19 protein-coding genes are annotated in these 19,930 nt (G+C 66.0%); 5 read left to right on the top strand and 14 right to left on the bottom strand.

Annotated features, from left to right (window positions below; translation table 11 throughout):
- Nucleotides 1–14: 14 nt before the first annotated feature.
- The gene (locus tag AB0L63_RS15160; protein WP_364500065.1) at nt 15–1,685 is read right to left on the bottom strand and encodes a hypothetical protein; all 1,671 of its coding nucleotides are present in this window, start codon (nt 1,683–1,685) and stop codon (nt 15–17) included.
- A complete protein-coding gene (locus AB0L63_RS15155) occupies nt 1,682–2,713 on the bottom strand; it encodes a Ppx/GppA phosphatase family protein (protein ID WP_364500062.1) in 1,032 nt (343 codons plus the stop codon). Before AB0L63_RS15155 ends, AB0L63_RS15160 begins: the two co-directional genes overlap by 4 nt.
- Nucleotides 2,714–2,873: 160 nt before the next feature.
- Between AB0L63_RS15155 and AB0L63_RS15150 the strand changes: the two genes are divergently transcribed.
- Together AB0L63_RS15150 and AB0L63_RS15145 are read left to right on the top strand one after the other, a co-directional pair.
- On the top strand, nt 2,874–3,728 hold the full coding sequence (locus AB0L63_RS15150; RefSeq protein WP_364500059.1) for a hypothetical protein: 855 nt from the start codon (nt 2,874–2,876) through the stop codon (nt 3,726–3,728).
- A gap of 76 nt (nt 3,729–3,804) precedes the next feature.
- Nucleotides 3,805–4,137 carry a hypothetical protein gene (locus tag AB0L63_RS15145; RefSeq protein ID WP_364500056.1) on the top strand — a complete coding sequence of 111 codons (333 nt, stop codon included), beginning with the start codon at nt 3,805–3,807 and terminating at the stop codon, nt 4,135–4,137.
- Between the two features lie 169 nt (nt 4,138–4,306).
- On the opposite strand, the gene AB0L63_RS15140 is transcribed toward AB0L63_RS15145, so the two are convergent.
- From AB0L63_RS15140 to AB0L63_RS15130, 3 genes are all read right to left on the bottom strand, one after another.
- Nucleotides 4,307–4,996, bottom strand: a complete 690-nt coding sequence (locus AB0L63_RS15140) for a response regulator transcription factor (protein ID WP_364500053.1) — start codon at nt 4,994–4,996, stop codon at nt 4,307–4,309.
- Nucleotides 4,993–6,228, bottom strand: a complete 1,236-nt coding sequence (locus AB0L63_RS15135; protein ID WP_364500049.1) for an ATP-binding protein — start codon at nt 6,226–6,228, stop codon at nt 4,993–4,995. Before AB0L63_RS15135 ends, AB0L63_RS15140 begins: the two co-directional genes overlap by 4 nt.
- Nucleotides 6,229–6,455: 227 nt before the next feature.
- Entirely contained in the window at nt 6,456–6,845 is a 390-nt protein-coding gene (locus AB0L63_RS15130; RefSeq protein WP_364500046.1) for a helix-turn-helix domain-containing protein, read from the bottom strand.
- 90 nt (nt 6,846–6,935) lie between these two features.
- On the opposite strand from AB0L63_RS15130, the gene AB0L63_RS15125 reads away from it, so the two are divergent.
- Complete coding sequence (locus AB0L63_RS15125) at nt 6,936–7,598, top strand: NAD(P)-binding domain-containing protein (protein WP_364500043.1); 663 nt, start codon at nt 6,936–6,938, stop codon at nt 7,596–7,598.
- Between the two features lie 91 nt (nt 7,599–7,689).
- Here AB0L63_RS15125 and AB0L63_RS15120 read toward each other — a convergent pair whose 3' ends face one another.
- The 6 genes from AB0L63_RS15120 to AB0L63_RS15095 all read right to left on the bottom strand — a co-directional run bounded on the left by AB0L63_RS15120 (nt 7,690) and on the right by AB0L63_RS15095 (nt 14,737).
- Entirely contained in the window at nt 7,690–9,744 is a 2,055-nt protein-coding gene (locus tag AB0L63_RS15120) for a CocE/NonD family hydrolase (protein WP_364500040.1), read from the bottom strand.
- A 287-nt stretch (nt 9,745–10,031) separates the two neighbouring features.
- Nucleotides 10,032–10,769, bottom strand: coding sequence for a phosphoglyceromutase (locus AB0L63_RS15115; protein ID WP_364500037.1), 738 nt, complete (start codon nt 10,767–10,769; stop codon nt 10,032–10,034).
- Nucleotides 10,770–10,820: 51 nt separating this feature from the next.
- Entirely contained in the window at nt 10,821–11,726 is a 906-nt protein-coding gene (locus AB0L63_RS15110) for an ROK family protein (protein ID WP_364500034.1), read from the bottom strand.
- 77 nt (nt 11,727–11,803) lie between these two features.
- The gene (locus AB0L63_RS15105; protein ID WP_364500031.1) at nt 11,804–12,307 is read right to left on the bottom strand and encodes a YbjN domain-containing protein; all 504 of its coding nucleotides are present in this window, start codon (nt 12,305–12,307) and stop codon (nt 11,804–11,806) included.
- Nucleotides 12,304–13,740: a D-inositol-3-phosphate glycosyltransferase gene (mshA, locus tag AB0L63_RS15100; protein WP_364500028.1), complete on the bottom strand. Its 1,437-nt coding sequence runs from the start codon at nt 13,738–13,740 to the stop codon at nt 12,304–12,306. The genes AB0L63_RS15105 and mshA overlap by 4 nt, the downstream gene beginning before the upstream one ends.
- A gap of 175 nt (nt 13,741–13,915) precedes the next feature.
- Entirely contained in the window at nt 13,916–14,737 is an 822-nt protein-coding gene (locus AB0L63_RS15095) for an alpha/beta hydrolase (protein WP_364500025.1), read from the bottom strand.
- 244 nt (nt 14,738–14,981) lie between these two features.
- Here AB0L63_RS15095 and AB0L63_RS15090 point away from each other — a divergent pair, with 244 nt between their 5' ends.
- Together AB0L63_RS15090 and mscL are read left to right on the top strand one after the other, a co-directional pair.
- Complete coding sequence (locus AB0L63_RS15090; RefSeq protein ID WP_364500022.1) at nt 14,982–15,716, top strand: SDR family NAD(P)-dependent oxidoreductase; 735 nt, start codon at nt 14,982–14,984, stop codon at nt 15,714–15,716.
- Between the two features lie 175 nt (nt 15,717–15,891).
- The gene (mscL, locus tag AB0L63_RS15085) at nt 15,892–16,341 is read left to right on the top strand and encodes a large conductance mechanosensitive channel protein MscL (RefSeq protein ID WP_364500019.1); all 450 of its coding nucleotides are present in this window, start codon (nt 15,892–15,894) and stop codon (nt 16,339–16,341) included.
- Nucleotides 16,342–16,406: 65 nt separating this feature from the next.
- On the opposite strand, the gene AB0L63_RS15080 is transcribed toward mscL, so the two are convergent.
- From AB0L63_RS15080 to AB0L63_RS15070, 3 genes are all read right to left on the bottom strand, one after another.
- Nucleotides 16,407–18,872 carry an excinuclease ABC subunit UvrA gene (locus AB0L63_RS15080; protein ID WP_364500016.1) on the bottom strand — a complete coding sequence of 822 codons (2,466 nt, stop codon included), beginning with the start codon at nt 18,870–18,872 and terminating at the stop codon, nt 16,407–16,409.
- A gap of 179 nt (nt 18,873–19,051) precedes the next feature.
- Nucleotides 19,052–19,462: a VOC family protein gene (locus AB0L63_RS15075; RefSeq protein WP_364500013.1), complete on the bottom strand. Its 411-nt coding sequence runs from the start codon at nt 19,460–19,462 to the stop codon at nt 19,052–19,054.
- Nucleotides 19,463–19,467: 5 nt separating this feature from the next.
- On the bottom strand, nt 19,468–19,917 hold the full coding sequence (locus AB0L63_RS15070; protein WP_364500010.1) for a helix-turn-helix transcriptional regulator: 450 nt from the start codon (nt 19,915–19,917) through the stop codon (nt 19,468–19,470).
- Nucleotides 19,918–19,930 lie beyond the last annotated feature (13 nt).

The following is a 19,930-nucleotide window of genomic DNA, read 5'->3' as shown; positions in this document are numbered from 1 at the left end:
CAGCCGCTCCCTGCTCAGTTTGTACTGAGTAGAAAGGCTAGCGGTCCGAGCGTGACGAAGATGCCGACGACGACGGCTATCACCGTGCTGGTGATGTCATCGGTGCGCCGCAGTATTCGCACCAGCGCCACCAGCCCCAGGATCACGATCATCGCCAGGCACAGCGCCACCCAGGGCAGCATTTCCCACATGCGCTCGAAACCCTTGAAGAGCAACATTCCGGCGACCGCGGCGCCGGTGCTCTGACCGCCGAGAATCATCCATTGCCGGCGATTGGCGTCGTACTCCGACCTGCGCGCGATCCGCGAGCGAGCGCGTCTCGGAGACAGGCGGGACACGAACGAATGGTCCGAATCGACATCGTCGTCGTCGAAATCCTCGTCGTCATCGAAGGCATCATCGGTCGGGAACGGTTGGTATGCATCGGTGAGACCGTCGTACACCTCATCCGGCTCGGCGGGACCGGTGTCGCGCTTGGACCGGCCGCGTCGTCCCCGCCCGTTGCGTTCGGCGGCGCGTTCGTTCGCCCGCTCGGCCTCGGCGCGTTCGACTTCGTCGCGCAGCAGGTCGCCGGCCACGGTCTGGCCGGAAACGAGCTGTTGATCCTGACTGGCCAGCGACCACGCGGCGGTGGGGATGCCCTCGGATTCGGGCGCGTTGTTCTTGGGCGGTACATGTCTTCGCACCGACCAGGCAGGCAGAGCGCCGTCGGCCGGACGGTCCCGTCGTGCGGATCTTCGCTGATCCGGCGGATCGGGATGCGCGTCGCGGTCGAGCCCCGATCGCGACGGACCATCCGGCGGCGGGGACATCGGCAGCGGCGCGGATTCCGGGGCGAAGCCATTGGTGGACGGCGACCATCCCACAGTCGCGGGTCCGGCTTCGGCCACCTCTGCCGCCTCGGCCGCCCGTCGCCGGGCGGCCCGACCGCCGAGCCTCGCGCCGTTCTGCTGTGGGTCGGGCGGGGCGTCCGCGCCGCGGCGGCCGATGCTGTTGCCGAGTTCAGGCATCGGCTGTACGTCGGTGGTCTCATCGTCGGGTTCGGCACGCCGACGGCGGCGGCCGGGGCGTCCGGCGTCGACCGCCGGGGCGGCATCGGCCAGTGGATCACCCGCGAACGGATCGGACGCCGGGGCGTACAGATCCGATACAGGCGCGGACAGCGGATCCGCGGGTGCGGCATATCGCGACGCATCCGGCATTTCCCGCCCCGGCATGACCCGGCTCGACCATCCCGGCGCGGGCAGCGGATCGGCCTCCGGCGCGCCGTAGCCCGAGAGCGGGTCGTAGCGGGTGATCGGGCCCGACATCGTGGGTAATTCGGGTGCGGCGTACGGTGCCGGATCCGCCGCGGCGTACGAAGTCGGTTCCGGGGCGGGCGTTTCGAAACCGGACGCGTACCCGCCGGACTGGAAACCAGAGGGTTGGTAACCCGACGCGTCGAATCCGGTGGATTCGTACGAGGGTGCTTCGTAGGCCGGTTCCCCGTCCTCGGGTGCGGCGTGCGCCGAATGGCCACCGCCGCCGCCGGCCGGAATGGCGGGCAGATCACCGGTCAGCTCGGCCACCGAGATGCCGCGGCCACTGCGCCGCCGCCGTCCGCCGCCGCCGGGCGATGCCGCGCCCTGCTGACCGTTGCGTGCCAGCAGCTCGGCAACCGATAGCTGCTTGGAATCCTCACTCATGACGACACCGTTTCGATCGGGCCCGATAGACCGCCGCCGGGCACCGGCTTACCGCTCGTTTCCACAACAGCACCCGGCACTGCCGCAGCGCTCGCTCCGCCGTTGATATCGGTATCCAGTTTGCGCAAGATGAGCCCCTCGCGCAGTGCCCACGGACAAATCTCGAGGGTATCCAGCGATAGTGCCCGCATACTCGCCTCCGCGACCAATGCGCCAGCCACCAATTGCTGTGACCGATCGGAACTTACGCCTTCCAATTCTGCACGGTCCGCCGCCGTCATTCTCGAGATGAAGGCAATCAGTTGGCGCAGACCTGAGCTGGTGAGTGTACGGCGCACCCGCAGCCCGGCCGAAGAAGGTGCCGATCCGGTCAACCGGGCCAGCGACCGAAAGGTTTTCGATGTCCCCACCGCGAGATCTGGTCTCCCGGCATCGAGCAGCTGTTTCGCCGGTGCGACGAGTTCCGCGTCGAGCCAATCGCGCAGCACCGCGACGCGGCGCTTACCCGGCGGATCCTCGCGCAGCCACTCCCTGGTCAACCGTCCCGCACCGAGTTGCAACGAGAGCGCGACATCGGGCTCCTCATCGCCGCCGTTGGTCATTTCCAGCGAGCCGCCGCCGATATCGAGATCGAGGATCCGGCCCGGGCTCCAGCCGTACCACCGACGCACCGCGAGGAAGGTCAGCCGGGCCTCGTCGACACCGGAGAGCACCTGCAGTTCGACGCCCGCTTCGGCGCGAACCCTGGCGAGCACCTCATCGGAATTCGCGGCGTCACGCAGCGCGGATGTCGCGAACGGCATCAGTTCGACGCACCTGGAAGTCTCGGCGATGCTGGCGAATTCCGCGACCGTAGCGATCAACCGCTCGGCCCCCTGGACGGTGATGCGACCGTCGGAATCCATATTCTCCGACAGCCGGAGGGTGGCCTTCGTGGAGCTCATCGGCATCGGGTGACCACCACGATGGGCGTCCACCACAAGCAGGTGGACAGTATTGCTTCCAACATCGAGTACCCCAAGCCGCACATGAATACGGTACTGGGTGAACCGGCCCTTTAGCCCAGGCGACTGAACTGTTAGCGTCCTGAAGTGTGACGGTAGGCGCAAAAGTGAGGGAGCGAAGCGAGCAAACCATGTTACGGCGCGCACCGCGCACGACGGAGTCGAGCGCCAGCGAGGCGGAGTCGTGAGTGGCTCCAAGAGGCTCCGACCAGCGGGGAAGATCGATCCGGCGCCGGAGGTCGATCTCGACTTTCCCCGTGAATGGATCGAATTCGTGGATCCAGCAAACGACGGGCATGTGATCGTCGCGGATTTGACCTGGCTGCTGTCGCGCTGGACGTGTGTCTTCGGAACTCCGGCCTGTCAGGGAATTCTGAGCGATCGCCCTGATGACGGCTGCTGCTCGCACGGCGCGTTCCTCTCCGACACTGACGATCGCAAGCGCCTGACCAAAGCTGTGAAAATGCTCACACCGAGCGACTGGCAGCTGATGGACGAGGCCACCGACGCCGACGGCAAGATCACCAAGAAGGGCTATCTGGAGCTCGACGAGCTGGAGGACGAGCCCGCCCTGCGCACCCGCCGCTTCGACGGTGCGTGCATTTTCCTGAACCGCCCCGGCTTCGCGGGCGGCGTCGGCTGCGCGCTGCACACCATGGCGCTGCGCAAAGGCATCGAGCCGCTCGAGGTGAAGCCCGATGTGTGCTGGCAGCTGCCGATCCGGCGCACCCAGGACTGGGTGGATCGTCCCGACGGCGTGCAGATCCTGAAGACCACCATTACCGAATACGACCGCCGCGGCTGGGGTCCCGGTGGCGAGGATCTCGATTGGTACTGCTCCGGCTCACCCGACGCCCATGTCGGCGCCCGGCCGGTGTGGCAGTCCTATGCCCCCGAACTGAAGGAGCTGCTCGGCGCACCCGCCTACGAAGAGCTGGCCAGACACTGCAAGCGGCGCGAGGGACTCGGCCTGATCGCGATCCATCCGGCGACCGTCCATGCCGACCGGATGAAATCCGACCAACCCATTGCCGACTAGTCGGCGTGAGGTTTGCATTGCGGGTGATTCACCTCCTCGCTATGCGGGCTTTACTCGAATGGGGTTGGATGCGGTCATGGTGAAGAAAGCCCTGACCCTGACCGCTATCGCGCTCGGCGCCACCGCCGCGCTGACCGGCGCCGCGCACGCCGAACCCAACGGTGACCCGGCCAAGTACGCCGATTTCACCGCCGACTTCCTGCCCGCCAACGCCCCCGAGGCGATCAATGCCCAGGCCAATGGCAAGAACCTGATCATGAGCCCGTACGGCATCTCCCGCACCATCGCCTGCCGCGGCACCAGCGCGGCCGATGTCTACGACTGCATGCAGGAAGACGATCTCGGCTGGATCACCCTGCGCAAGAACGACGTCCCCGGTCTCGGCCCCACCTGGGTCTACCTGCCCTGATGCTCCCCCGCCTCCCCGAGCCTTTTGCCGATCGGTAAGTGCAGGCAAAGTTGCGTCGCGGACTTGCGGTTCAGCTGACCATCCATTTCGGGTGTGCCCGACGAGTTACCCATGTTCTTACGAAATCAGTTGCTACGTTTCGTGAGAACATGGGTTCTTCGGCTCCGGATCAAGCTTCGAGCTTGTAGCCGAGGCCGCGGACGGTAACCAGGTGCTCCGGCTTGGCCGGATCGCCCTCGATCTTCGAGCGCAACCGCTTGACGTGCACATCGAGAGTCTTGGTATCGCCGACGTAATCGGCGCCCCAGACACGGTCGATCAGCTGGCCGCGGGTCAGCACGCGACCGGAATTGCGCAGCAGATATTCGAGCAGATCGAATTCCTTCAACGGCAGGGTGACCTGCCTGCCGTTGACGTGCACGGTGTGGCGGTCGACATCCATCCGGACCGGTCCGGCCTCGAGCACACCGCTCTCATTGCCGCCGTCCAGTTCATCGCCTGCGCCGCGGCGCAGCACGGCCCGGATGCGGGCGATCAGCTCGCGCGCGGAGTACGGCTTGGTGACGTAGTCGTCGGCGCCGAGTTCCAGGCCGACCACCTTATCGATCTCGCTGTCACGCGCGGTGACCATGATCACCGGGACACCGCTGCGGGTGCGCAGTTGTTTGCACACATCGGTGCCGCTCATGCCGGGCAGCATGAGGTCGAGCAGCACGATATCGGCGCCGGAGCGGTCGAATTCGGCGAGCGCCGATGGTCCGTCACCGACGACGGTGACATCGAAGCCCTCCTTGCGCAGCAGGAACGCGAGCGGATCGGCCAGCGACTCCTCATCTTCGACGATCAGAACAGTCGTCATCTGCGTGCCTCCACACCATTCGGTCTGCCCGGCCCCGTGGGGCGCGGGTGTATTTCTCTCATGCTCACCTCGGTCCCGTCGACCTCTTCTTCGCCGTCGGACTCATGGTGGGCAGGTATTCGCAGGGTGAACGTCGATCCGGTGCCGAGCTTGCTCCACAGGGTGATCTCACCGTTGTGGTTGGCCGCCACGTGCTTGACGATAGCCAGGCCGAGCCCGGTGCCACCAGTGGCGCGCGAGCGCGCCTTATCGGACCGGAAGAAGCGTTCGAACACCCGCTCCTGATCTTCCTTGGCGATGCCGATGCCGCGATCGGTCACGGCCATCGCGACGTGATCGCCGCGCAGCGAGCGGCTCACCGAAACGTGAGAGCCGGTCGGTGAGTACGCGATGGCGTTCTCCACCAGGTTGGACAGCGCGGTGACGAGCAGGGTTTCGTCGCCGAGTACCTCGAGTCCGCTCGGGTGATCGGTGCTGACGGTGATGCCCGCGGCCTCGGCGGCGGTGCGGGAACGATCGACCGCCTGCATGACCACGGTGTCGACGTCGACTACTTCGAGCTCAGGTAGCTTTTCCGCGCCCTGAAGTCGCGAGAGCGCGATCAACTCGGTCACCATCTTGCCAAGGCGCCGGGATTCACCGAGTACGCGCTGACCGAAGTGCCGGACCGCGTCAGGGTCGTCGGCCGATTCCAGCATGGCCTCGGCCAGCAGGCTCATCGCGCCGACGGGGGTCTTGAGTTCGTGGCTGACATTGGCGACGAAGTCCCGGCGGGTGGCCTCCATGCGGGCCTGCTCGGAATCGTCGTCGGCGAACAGCACGGTGAAACTGGTCTCTTCGCGCGATAGCTGCCTGGCCACTCCGCGCACCGCGATCCGGCTGCGGCCGGGCATCGGGTTCTTCGCGGTGAGGTCGAATTCGGCGGATTCACCGGTGGCGAGCACCTTCTCCACCGCGGCCCAGGCACGTTCGTCGAGTAGTCGGTTGCGGACCAGGCCGAGTTCTTCGGCGCGCGGATTGACCAGCACCACATCGCGGTACTCGTCGACGACCGCGATTCCGCTCTCGGAGGCGAGCACGATCAGGTCGAGCACCTGCGACATGGTCAGACCGGAATCTTCCTGTCTGCGGGCGGCCTGCCTGGCGTTCATGAACGGGATCAGTAGCCCGCCGACTGCCAGGCCGACGACAGCCGCGAGGGCTGCCAGCAGGACGGCCTGGGGAACACTCACACTTGAATCGTACGGTCGCCGACCGACAACCCAACTCGGGGTACGCGAAGTTTCACGCAGGTCATGGGCACTTCCAGGACCGTTAGCCGCTTGTTTACGCGTTGTTCTCCCCCGCCTCCCCAAGCCTTTTCCCGATCGTAGGTGAGTCGACCGTTACGCTGCGGGCCGCCGGTCCGATGACTGCCGAGTTCTGGACGTCCCCGACAATTACCCGTATTCCTACGAGATCAGTTGTCACGCTCGTTTTCGCACATCGCCGTACGAACGGAATCGCCGTGTCGGTCGGCCCATTCGCCGAGGGAGTAGATCGGAATGAGCAGATCGCGTCCGGCTTCGGTCAGTTCGTATTCGACGCGGGGTGGGGCCTCGGCATAGCGGCGCCGCTCGATGAGGGTGATGGACTCCATCCTGCGCAGCGTCTGGGTGAGCATCTTCTGGCTGATGCCGCCGACGGCGGTGCGCAGTTCGCCGGGGCGCATCGGGCCGTCGCGCAACATGTAGACGATGACCGCGAGCCAGCGGTTACTGAACAGGTCGACGCCGAGGCGGGCCGGACAGTCGGCCTCGTAATCGCCATAGGGCGCGAATTCCACCGGCTCGGCAGGTTCGACCGTCATGACACCAGCCTGCCATCGTCATTGCGCACCTTCGGGTGCCTATCGGAATCCCTAGCGTCGGTATCGAATACATCGAAGCTAGGAGTTGATTTGCGAATCGGAATCATCGGGGCAGGCGCGATGGCGAAGGCACTCGGCGGTGGCTGGGCCGCGGCCGGGCACGAGATCGTCATCGGCGCTCGGTCCCAGGCGGCGGCCGGGTTGGCGGCGACCATCGGATACGAAGCGCGCAGCGGAAGTGTCGGCGCGGCGGCCGAATTCGGGCAGGTTGTGCTGTTGGCGATGGCGGTAAGCGCCCTTGACGAAGTATTGGGTGAAATCGGCGGAAAGCTCGCCGGGAAAACAGTCATTGACTGCACCAATGCGTTCCAGCCGGACGCGGCCGCGCCTGCGGGAGTTCCGGCATTCGTGCTGTCCGAGGACGCGGTCGCCGAGCGCATCGCGGCGACGGTTCCCGACGCAAATGTGGTGAAGGCGTTCAACGTATGCGCCGCCGAAGTATGGGAATCGCGGGCCCGTGTCTTCGAGAACCGCCGACTTGCGGTGCCGATCTGCGGCGACGATGCGGCGGCTGTACAACAGGTCGCCACGCTGGCGGAAGATATCGAACTGCAACCGATTTCGGCGGGCGGGCTGCATCGCGCCAAATTCCTCGAGGCCACCTCGGTCTTCACCGTCGGCCTATGGTTCGGCGGCGCGGACGCGCGCGCGATCTTCCCGCCGTTAGAGGCGGCATTCGCCGTAGCCGACTAGTGCTCGGACCGATCCGAACGTGCACGACCGCCCATACCCCGCGGATTCGAGCATGAATGCGCGAGAGGTGCACGCTCGGGCCGGATACGGCCTACCAGCCCGGGTTCCCTCGCACCGGGATATTCACGAAACTCGGCCGATTCGGATCCAGTTGCACGTGTTGCGGCTTCAGGCCTGTATCGATCAGCATCGGCAGTATCGGCAGACCCTTGGGGAAGTTGCCGGCGAAGATATCCACGCGCAGGCGGTGCCCCGGCTGCAGCAACGCCTCGGTGGCGGGCAGGGCGATATCGAGGGTCGTCTCCTCTCCCGGCACGGTCGGCTGGCGCAGGTCCAGCGAGGTGTCAGGCCGCGGATCGGTGTAATCGCCACTGGCGGAACGGGTGCTGTTCGCCTCGTCGACCTGACGTAGCGACGCCATCAACTGGCCGGAGGAGAGCACAGTTGACTGTCCGCCCGGCGCGACATCGTTCACTGTGACCACCCAGTAGCCGTCGGCCGCGTCCTGAACGGTATTGAGATGTGCGGCGATTCGACCGGAGATGGTGGTCACCTCGGCGACCGGGTCGCTGGTGAAGGTCAGCGCGTTGAGCTCGGCGATCCGGGAGTCCTTGGCACAGCCATCGATGATCGACAGGACACCCGCACTACCCTGCGCTGCGTCGTTGGAGCACAGGGTAGTCAGGCCTGGCGCGACCGAAAGCCGCGCCGAGTCTGGGCGCACGGTGGCAAGCAATGACCCGTCGTGCAGGCTGTTCGCGGTGCCACTCGGATTGGCGGACAGGTACATCCGGCGATATTCGGCATCGTCGGGACCGGGCCGCGGATCGGCGAACGTGTCGGTGGTGATCCAGCCGCCGCCCTGCTGACGCAAGGTGATCGGGCCATACGCATCGATGCTGTTGTCGATTCCCTTGAGCCACTTGTCGAACCACGCGCGCTGCAGCACATCCAGCCGCGGCGGCAGGCCGGGCTTGCCGTATTCGTTTCCGGAGTTGAGGTGGTAGGTATTGCCCATCAGCAGTTGCTTCTGGCCCGCGGGCAGCGGAATCTCGTTGTAGATCTTGGATTCCGAGTAGGTGAACAGATCGTGCCAGCCACCGGTGACGAAGGTTGGCACGCGGATCTTGCTCGGGTCGCTCAGCCACGAGGCGCGCGGTGCCGACGAACCGGTCAGCAGTTCCTCGGCCCGCGAGTCCAAATCCTCGATCCGGGTGGCGCTGTAGACATTGAGCAGCACGTCCATGAAGGTGAACGGATCGTTCGCACGATCCGCGAGCCACTTCATATCGAACTGTCCGTTGAGGATCGACGCGACATCCGGGACGAGCTTGAGGCCGTTGACGGCGGTCAGCCACAGCGGAATGAAGTTGAAGCCGAAGCCGCCGCCGGGTGCCAGTACGTCGTTGACCAGGTCACTGCCGGGCACCACCGGGAAGATCGCCTTCAGCGCGGGCGGTTGCATGGCGGCCACCTGAACCTGGTTGATGCCTGAATACGACAGGCCGTTCATGCCGATGCGTCCGTTGGACCACGGCTGGCGTGCGGTCCAGTCGATCACCTCGTAGGAGTCCTGCTGTTCGCGCTGGCGCAGCATGTCCCAGGTGCCCTGGGAGAAGCCGGTGCCACGCACGTCGACCACGACCTGGGTGTAGCCGCTCTTGATGAGCTGACGGTCGACGGCGAAGTTGCGCAGTTCGCCGCCGCCCAAGGCTTTGGTCAGATCGGTGACGCCGGAGAGCGGGGTGCCGCTGAGGTCGATCCGACGGAACAGTTCGAGCAGCGCGTCGGACAGGCCGGGAATGGACATGGCGCTGTCGGCGATATTCGAGACCAGTTTGGTGTACGGAGTCAGGTTGACCACTGTGGGCGTCGGGGTGTCGATCGGATGACCCGCGGCATCCGCCGGACGATACACATTGCCTTTGAGGACGGTGCCGTCGCTCATGGTGAGCGGGACGTCCCACTGGATATTCACATTCGGGTACTGCTGGGGGCCGTCCTCGGCCGCAACCCAGGCGGCACCGGCCGCACCACCGTCGGGACCGGACGGCTCCGGCGCGGCGATCGCACTCTGTGTGACGAAAGGAATGAGCACCACCGCCGTGGCGACTGCCGCCACCGTGGCACGCAACATTGTCTGCATCGGGGGTGATCCACCTCTCGGACTGGTCGAACGACCAGATCTTACATACCGGCGAGTAAGTTCGAACTCAGGGTTACATAAATCGCGGGTCGAATACCGGTTCACATACAGCAACTGACACCGCATAACGCCTGGGTAAGGCTCAGAAAATCAACGCCCACCTGCAGAATTCACACTAACCCAGGTAAACCCGGCTAACCGATCGAGGCAAACGGCGTGTCACCACCCGAACAGCAACGCGCCGCGACCAAACCAGTCACGGCGCGTTGTAGTGCCCACGTAAATGCTTATTTGCCGCCCTGGCTGGCGACGGCCGCGGCACCCGCGGCGGCGGCCTCGGGGTCCAGGTATTCGCGCGGGCGAACCGGGCGCAAGTTCTCGTCCAGCTCGTAGCGCAGCGGAATGCCGGTGGGGATGTTCAGGCCCGCGATCTCGTCATCGGAAATCCCGTCCAGGTGCTTGACCAGTGCGCGCAGCGAATTACCGTGCGCCGCAACGAGAACGGTCTTGCCCGAGAGCAGATCCTTGGAGATGGTCGACTCCCAGTACGGGACCATCCGGTTCACCACGTCGAGCAGGCATTCGGTCTTGGGGACGTCGATGCCGTCGTAGCGCGGATCGTCCTGCTGGCTGTACTCGTTGGCTGGGTCGATGGGCGGCGGCGGGGTGTCGTAGCTGCGCCGCCACAGCATGAACTGGTCATCGCCGTATTGGTCGCGGACCTGCGCCTTGTTCTTGCCCTGTAGATCGCCGTAGTGGCGCTCGTTGAGGCGCCAATCGCGCACGACCGGGATCCAATGCCGGTCGGCGGCGTCCAGCGCGATATTCGCGGTACTGATCGCGCGACGCAGCAGCGAGGTGTAGACGATATCGGGCAGGATGCCGTGTTCGGCCAGCAGCTCCCCGGCGCGCTTCCCCTCGGCGATGCCCTTATCGGTCAGGTGCACATCCACCCAACCAGTGAAAAGGTTCAGGGCATTCCATTCGCTCTCGCCGTGGCGCAGCAACACGAGGGTGTACGTCATGCAGGCCATTCTGGCATGTGCCCGAACCGGGCCCGCATCCGTTCCCACTGCTCAGGAGACGGCATCGGCGGTATCATGGCCCGCGGCGAGCACACCCGCGCCAACGAGGGTGGCGCCATTGGTGATTTGCGAAGGCACCACCCGCAGCTCGCGCAGGAAGTCCAAGCCCGCGTGCCGGGTCAGTGCCGCGCGCAGCGGTTCCCAGAGCGGTTCACCCGATTGCGCGAAGCCGCCGCCGATCACCACCCGATCGATATCCAGCGTCGCGGCCGCGGAGGCGATGGCTGTGCCCAGTGCGGTTCCGGCCCGATGCAGCGCGGCCAGCGCGATCTCATCGCCGGTGTGCGCGGCCTTCGCCAGTCCGGCGCCGGTCTCGCCACGCCAACCCTGTTCCCGTGCCCAGCGTACCGACGACATGCCGCTGGCGATCGCCTCGACGCAGCCGACGCCGCCGCATTCACACGGCACATCCCAACCCGGCACCACGATATGGCCGACATGTCCGGCATTGCCGGTGCGCCCGAGCACCACCCGGCCGTCGGCGATGATGCCGCCGCCGATGCCCGAGGAGACGGTCATGGCCAGGCCGTTCGGAATCCCGCGCAGCGCGCCGACGTGATGTTCAGCCAGGGCGAGGCAGGCCCCGTCGATGGCGAATCGCACTGCGGCGGAAGGGAACAGCCGCTGTACCTCGGTGACGATCGGGAAGCCCGACTTCCATTCCGGAATATTCAGCGGCCTGGTGACCCCGGTCCGCACATCGACTGGTCCGGCCGAACCGATCCCGATCGCCGAAACCAGGGTGTCACCGGCCACTTCCAGCAGTAGGTCGCGGCACGCCGCCCACACCGCTTCCCGAGGCACATCGACCCGCCGCACATCGCGTACCTTCCGGCCCGCATAGACCACCCCGGCGGCGAATTTCGTCGCGCCGATATCCAGAGCAAGAACCATCATCGCCGGGCAGCCTCCTGTGCCTCGCAGCCCATTCCCGCAATGCGATTGTCGCCGATACCGGATCCGCCCGCGCGCGATCAGGGCTGATCGGCGGCCTCGACCAGATGTTCGAAGGCGCGCAGGTTCTGCAGGGATTCACCGCGCGATACACGCCACTTCCATTCCCGGCGAATGGATTCGGCGAAGCCGAGTTCCAACAGGACATTGAAGTCGGCGTCGACGGCCTCGAGGATCTGGCCGAAGATCCGGTCCAGTTCATCGGGGGTGACGGCGTGGGTGGCCATGCGGCCGACCAGGTAGATATCGCCGATGCGGTCCAGGGTGTAGGCCACACCGTAGAGGCGGCGGTTGCGGCGCAGCAGGAATTTATAGACGCCCTCGAAGTTCTCGTCGGGCTTGCGGCAGACGAACGATTCGATGCGCAGTCCGTGCTTTCCGACGGTGAGCATCACGGTGGTCTTCAGTTTGCGCTCACCTGGCAGGATGACGACGAATGTCTCCTGGCTGGGATGGGTGTACTCGATTTCGCGGTCGCGCAGCGTTTCGTCGATCAGCTGTGCGGTCGCGGCGGCCGTGCTCATCGGTGCGCTCCCGTCCGGCGCCGCCACAGCGCCCGCGATCTGGCCTGACTGCTCTCGCCGAGGAGAACAGCACTGCGTTCACCCGCGAGGCTAGTGCGTTCCCCGGGCAGCTCGGCCAGCGCGGCCTCGAAGACCTCGCGGCGGCCCGCACCGAGACCGGCGCGCAGCGCACGGAAATCGGTCAGCGCCGCCGAATAACTGGCGAGCAGTCCGTCCGCGGTGTGCTCCCAGGAGAAGCGCGCGGCGTGCTCGACCGCGCGCAGCCCCATCCCGTGCAGCCGCTCGCCATCGTCGAGCAGGTGGCCGAGGGCATCGGCCCAGTCCGGCGTCCGGTGTCCGGGGACGAGCAGGCCGGTCTCGCCGTGCCGCACCGCGGTACCGAGTCCACCGACATCGGCCGCGAGTACCGGGGTGCCGCTGGCCTGCGCCTCGATGGCGACCAGACCGAAGGATTCGTTGTAGCTGGGCACCGCGACCAGGTCGGCGGCCTGATACACCTGCACCAGGCGATCCGGCGGCTGCGGCGGCAGGAAGGTGACGTGCTCGGCGATGCCAAGCGCGGCGGCGAGTTCGATCAGCGCGTCGGGGCGCTCCAGTCCGGTGCCGGACGGGCCGCCGACGATGAGCACCCGCAGCTTGCGCGCCGGGTCACGGTGCAGCAGTTCGGCGGCCGCGCGGACCAATACATCCGGGGCCTTGAGCGGCTGGATGCGGCCGATGAACGCGACGATCCGCTCATCGGCCGCCAGGCCCAATTCGGCTCGGGCCGCGGCCATTTCACCGGGACGGTAGCGCGTCAGATCCGCGCCGGGCGGCACCACATCGATGTGCCCGGGATCGGCGCCGTACAGCTCGACGAGCTGGCGCGCCTCCTGTGCGGTGTTCGCGACCATCCGATCGGCCTCGGCGATCACCTGCTTCTCGCCGATCTCGCGGGTCGCGGGTTCGGGGCAGTCACCTTCGGCCAGCGCCGCGTTCTTCACCGCCGCCAACGTGTGCGCGGTGTGCACCAGCGGCACCCGCCAGCGGTCGCGCGCGAGCCAGCCGACCTGACCGGAGAGCCAGTAATGCGAATGGACGAGATCGTAGTGACCGGGCAGGTGTCCGGCCTCCTGGCGCAGCACCTCGGCCGTGAACGGGCACAGCTGGGTCGGCAGGTCGCGCTTGTCCAGCCCCTCGAACGGGCCCGCCACCACATTGCGTACCAGGACCCCCGGGGCCGCCTCCTGGACCGGCGGCACGTTCGAGGAGGTGGCCCGGGTGAAAATCTCGACCTCGGTGCCGCGTCGGGCCAGCTGAATGGCGGTTTGCAGCACGTAGACGTTCATGCCGCCCGCGTCGCCGGTACCCGGCTGAGCAAGTGGTGAGGTGTGCACCGATAACACGGCAATCCGATTCGGCCGTAGGTTCGGGCGTTGACTCACACCATCCATAGTGCACGTTGGATTGCCCAATTCAGACACCGCAACCGGGCCAAGTGACAGCCGTCACAGCGGTTTCCTGCGGGCTCTCACGGACGGTGCACGAAATCCACCGGCACCGATCTCGACACCGGGATACGACAAGTCTGTTCGGGCCGAGCGCATGAAGCCAGCGAATTTCGGACGGCTAATTCAAACCGTCGATGAACGCGCTCACCTCGGCGACGAAGCGGGCGCGGTCCTCGATGAACAGCCCGTGCTGCGCGTCCTCCCAGAACGAGGCGCGGCCGTCGGGCACCGCGTCGAGGATGTAGCGACCGTTCTCGATCGGCACGACCGGATCCTTGGTTCCGTGCAGGACAAGTACCGGAATGTCCAGGGCGCGTAGCGTTTCGGTGTTGTCGACGGTCCGGTAGAACAGCGCCTTGCGCACCCGGGGCAGCGTGCCGAGGCTCGCGCCGAAGATGCGCTGCGCGTCGACGCCCTTGTCCGGATCGGGTCCGGTATTGGCATTACCGAAGACGCCGAACGCACGCAACGCACGCCCCGCGCTCTCCTCGAAGACGCCGGGAACGGCCTGCTGCATGGCCGGGCCAGTCGCCGCACCGGGTGCGCGGCCGATATTGGCCATCGAACCCGAGTAGATGACGCCCGCGACCGCGCCGGTGCCGCAGGCAGTCAGATAGTCGCTGATCACAATGCCGCCGTAGGACCAGCCGAGCAGGACCGCGCCGGATTCGATGCCCTCGGCGGCGAGCACCGCGGCGATATCGGCGGCCCAATTCTTCGGATTGTCGTAGCCGGTCTCCGGGGCCCCGGAATAGCCGTGACCGCGCAGGTCCACGGCGAGCACCCGGAAGCGCTCGGCCAACTCGCCCGCCGCCGCGCCCCAGCACTGCAGATTGGCCGACCAACCGTGTACCAGCACCAGCGGCCTGCCGTCGGCCGGGCCGCCGACCCGATAGACGATGCTCGTTCCGTCCGCACTGACCGCTTCCCGAATAGCCATGTTCCCGAGGCTAGGCTAGTCCCCGCGGTCCCCCGGATTTGCCTAGGACCGCGCGGCTGTAGGAAAACGCAAGACTTGATTTCGTGACGACATGGGTAACTCGCCGGGTACGCCCGAAACCCAGCTGACACAAGACCGCCGGCCCGGATGTGAACTCGAGTGGCACCCGACGACCGGCAAAAGGCGCGGAGAGGCGGACCAGGCTGGCCGGGGTGGGTAAATTCTGCGCATTTACGATCGCAATATGAGCATTCGCACCGCCATCGTCACCGGAGCCAGCTCGGGAATCGGCGAAGCCACCGCCCGGGAACTCGCCCAACAGGGCTATCACGTGTATGTCGGCGCGCGCAGGCTCGATCGGCTGCGGCGCATCGCCGACGAAATCGGCGGCACCGCACTCGAACTCGATGTGACCTCGGAAGATTCCGTGCGCGCCTTTACCGATGCGATCGAGAACGCCGATGTGCTCGTCAACAATGCCGGCGGCGCGAAAGGTCTGGCGCCGGTGATCGAAGCGGATCTGGACGACTGGCGCTGGATGTGGGAGACCAATGTGCTCGGCACACTGCGGGTGACCAAGGCGTTGCTGCCGAAGCTGATCGCCTCGGGCGACGGGCTCATCGTCACAATTACCTCGGTCGCCGCTTTCGAGACCTACGACAACGGCTCCGGCTACACCTCGGCCAAACATGGGCAGGCCGTACTGCATCGCACCTTGCGCGGCGAATTGCTCGGCCAGCCGGTGCGGCTCACCGAAATCGCGCCAGGCGCCGTGGAAACCGAATTCTCGCTGGTTCGATTCGCCGGCGACGCCGAGCGTGCGGCCAAGGTGTACAAGGGCATTGATCCGCTGGTCGCGCAGGATATCGCGGAGATCATCGGTTTCGTGGCGTCGCGACCGTCCCATGTGAATTTGGACCAGATCGTCGTCAAGCCCCGTGACCAGGCCGGTCCGGGCCGCTTCGCTCGCCGCGGCTGACCGGATCGGCGATACTCCATCTGAATTCGAGCGTTTCTCGGAATTCGAGCGGACGGCGTTTGCCGACTACGGCGCGATCGACTACCAATCCGATTGCTGTGAATTCGCTCCAACCGGGCGCGGACGTTAGCATCGGGGCTTTGAACGCATAGAACAGATTGGAGTTGCTCGGCTCATGCTCAAGGGTTTCAAAGATTTCCTGATGCGCGGGAACGTGATCGATCTTGCTGTCGCGGTGGTCATGGGTACCGCGTTCACCGCGGTGGTGACGGCGGTGACAAAGGGGATCATCAACCCGCTGCTCGCGGTATTGGGTAAGACCAATGAGCTGGGCCTCGGCTTTCAGCTGGTCGCCGATAAGCCGGCCACCTTCATCGCGATCGGGCCGATCATCACCGCGCTCATCGACTTCGTGCTGGTCGCGGCGGTGCTGTACTTCGTGCTGATGGTGCCGATGAAGACGCTGACCAACCGCTTCGGCACCGCCAAGGTAGCCGAGCCGACCGAGATCGAATTGCTCATCGAAATCCGCGATCTGCTCGCCGACCAGCGGCGGAATTCGGCCGGCGACACCGAATCGTTCGATAAGGACGGTCTACTCGTCGAGGCGCGCGCCGCACGGTAATCACCACGCGCCGAATACGTTTCGCCCCCGCACGGATTCGCTTGTCCGAGCGGGGGCGATTCTCATCAGGCGCCGACGTATGCCGCGAGGTGCTCGCCGGTGAGGGTGGCACGCTCGGCGACCAGGTCCGCGGGCGTGCCCTCGAAGACGATCTTGCCGCCGTCGTGGCCCGCGCCGGGGCCGAGATCGATGATCCAGTCGGCATGCGCCATGACGGCCTGGTGATGCTCGATGACGATGACCGACTTGCCGGAGTCGACCAGCCGGTCGAGCAGGCCGAGCAGCTGTTCGACATCGGCGAGGTGCAGGCCGGTCGTCGGCTCGTCGAGGACGTATACGCTGCCCTTCTCGGCCATATGTGTGGCCAGCTTGAGCCGCTGCCGCTCGCCACCGGACAGCGTGGTGAGCGGCTGGCCGAGGGTGAGATAGCCGAGCCCGACATCGGCGAGCCGGTCCAGGACCTTCTCCGCGGCCGGTGTGCGCGCCGCGCCCGCGCTGAAGAACTCCTGTGCCTCGGTCACCGACATCGCGAGCACCTCGCTGATATCGCGGCCGCCGAGGTGGTACTCGAGCACCGCGGCCTGGAACCGCTTGCCCTCACACTCCTCACAGGTGGTCGCGACACCGGCCATGACCGCCAGGTCCGTGTAGATGACACCCGCGCCATTACAGCTGGGGCACGCGCCCTCGGAGTTGGCGCTGAACAGCGCCGGCTTGACGCCGTTTTCCTTCGCGAATGCCTTGCGGATCGGGTCGAGCAGTCCGGTGTAGGTGGCGGGGTTGCTCCGGCGGGAGCCGCGGATCGGGCCCTGATCGACGGACACCACGTCCGTGGAGCTTGCGCGGCGGCCATTGAACTGAGCCGCGCCCGCGGGTATCGACCCGTGCACGAGCGAGCTCTTGCCCGAGCCGGCGACGCCCGTGATAACCGCGAGCACCCCGAGCGGAATGTCGACATCGACGTCGCACAGGTTGTTCGTCGACGCACCGCGAATCTCCAACGCGCCGTTGGGCTTTCGCACCGTCCCCTTCAGCGCGGCCCGGTCGTCGAAATGACGGCCGGTAATGGTGCCGCTGCCGCGCAGCCCATCGATGGTGCCCTCGAAGCAGACTGTGCCGCCGCCCGTACCGGCACCGGGGCCCAGGTCGACGATGTGGTCGGCGATGACGATCGTCTCCGGCTTGTGCTCGACGACGAGCACCGTATTGCCCTTGTCCCGCAACCGCAGCAGCAGTTCGTTCATCCGCTGGATGTCATGCGGGTGCAGGCCCGCGGTCGGCTCGTCGAACACATAGGTGACGTCGGTGAGCGAGGAACCGAGGTGCCGGATCATCTTGACGCGCTGCGCCTCACCGCCCGACAGCGTGCCCGCGGGCCGTTCGAGCGAAAGGTAGCCGAGCCCGATCTCCACGAACGAGTCGAGGGTGTGCCGCAGCGAGGTCAGCAGCGGCGCCACCGACGGTTCCCGCAGCCCGCTGACCCATTCGGCCAGATCGCTGATCTGCATGGCGCAGGCGTCGGCGATGCTGATGCCCCTGATCTTCGACGAACGTGCCAATTCGCTGAGCCGGGTGCCGCCGCATTCGGGGCAGGTCTGGAAGGTGACCGCTCGCTCCACGAAGGCGCGGATATGCGGCTGTAGCGCGTCGACGTCCTTGGACAACATCGACTTGCGAATCCTCGAGATCAGGCCCTCATAGGTGAGGTTGATGCCGTCGACCTTGATCTTGATCGGCTCCTTGTACAGCAGATCGTTGAGTTCGCGCTTGTTGAACTTCTTGATCGGCTTATCCGGATCGAAGAAGCCGCAGCCGGTGAAGATGCGGCCGAACCAGCCGTCCATGCTGTAGCCGGGGATGGTCAGCGCGCCCTCGTTCAGCGATTTGGTGTCGTCGTACAGCTGGGTCAGGTCGATGTCATTGACCGAACCCCGGCCCTCACAGCGCGGACACATGCCGCCGGTGATGCTGAAGCTGCGGCGCTCCTTCACCGTCTTCCCGGCGCGCTCGATCGCGACCGCCCCGGCGCCGCTGATCGAGGCGACATTGAAGGAGAACGCCTGCGGCGAGCCGATATGTGGCTTCCCGAGTCGGCTGAACAGGATGCGCAACATGGCGTTCGCGTCGGTGGCGGTGCCGACTGTGGAGCGCGGGTCGGCACCCATTCGCTGCTGATCGACGATGATCGCGGTGGTCAGACCGTCGAGCACATCGACCTCGGGCCGCACCAGGGTGGGCATGAAGCCCTGCACGAAGGTGCTGTAGGTCTCGTTGATCAGCCGCTGCGACTCCGCGGCGATGGTGTCGAATACCAGCGAACTCTTGCCCGAGCCGGAAACACCGGTGAACACCGTCAACCGGCGCTTGGGGATCTCGATGCTGATGTCCGCGAGGTTGTTCACACGCGCGCCGACCACGCGGATCAGATCGTGGCTGTCGGCAGCGTGCAGAGCTTGCGTATCCGTCTTCTCGGCCAGCCCACCCGTCACCCGGCCACTCCTCGTGGAATCGCTTCGCGATGCTGTGCTCATCGTGTCTCCATCTGTTGCGCGGGCCGCTCGCGCGGTCTCCGTCGGAGTCGACTGGCTCGAGCTCATCGGCCTCGAGCAGTGCGTTCTCAGTTCTCGGGCAGTGGTCGTGGCAATTGTTCGCCATGGGTTCGGCGCCGGCGGCCGCCGGCGCCGAACGCGGTGTTGTGCTGGCTGAAGGCTCAGCTCAATTGCTGGATACGGACCATATTTCCGGCGGGATCGCGGAAGGCGCAGTCACGAACCCCGTACGGCTGATCGGTCGGCTCCTGGACGACGTCGGCATTGGTGGCCTGCACCCGGTCGAAGGTGGCGTCGACATCCTTGGTTGCCAGCAGAATACTGGCATAGGTGCCCTTGGCCATCATCTCGGCGATGGTGCGGCGCTCGTCATCGGTGATGCCGGGGTCGGCGGCCGGCGGGTGCAGCACGATGGATGTGCCGGGCTGGTCGACCGGGCCGACGGTGAGCCAGCGCATCCCATTGAATCCGACGTCTTTGCGGAGTTCGAAGCCGAGGGCGTCGCGGTAGAAGGCCAGGGCGGCCTCCGGGTCATCTTGGGGAAGAAAGCTTGCTTGAATGGTGATGTCCATGGCATTCACGCTAGTTGCGCCTTCGTGACCTGCGCTTCTCGATTCCTGATCGGTCGTGTCACCCGCTTCACGACGAGCGTCGGCAGATCCACCGGTGCGTGCTCCGCCTGCTCCCGGTACGTGCTGGGTGGTATGCCGACCAGCTCGGTGAACCGAGTGCTGAAGGTGCCGAGCGACTGGCAACCGACCGCGAAACAAACCTCGGTAACGCTGAGATCGCCACGCCGCAACAGCGACATCGCGCGCTCGATGCGCCGCGTCATCAGGTAGGAGTACGGCGACTCACCGTAGGCGGCCTTGAACTGACGGCTGAGATGCCCTGCCGACATGTGCGCGTCGCGGGCCAGCGCCTCGACGTCCAGCGGCTGCGCGTACTCCCGGTCGATCCGGTCCCGGACGTGGCGCAGGCGCGCGAGGTCACGCAGGTTGTCCTCGGCGGCGGGTCTGCTGCTCACGCGTCCGATCGTC

Origin of the sequence: Nocardia sp. NPDC051990, from assembly GCF_040680755.1 — a bacterium.
Classification (GTDB): domain Bacteria; phylum Actinomycetota; class Actinomycetes; order Mycobacteriales; family Mycobacteriaceae; genus Nocardia.
Note: the sequence above shows the minus strand (reverse complement) of the source record. Positions and strands in the feature narration are given on the sequence as shown.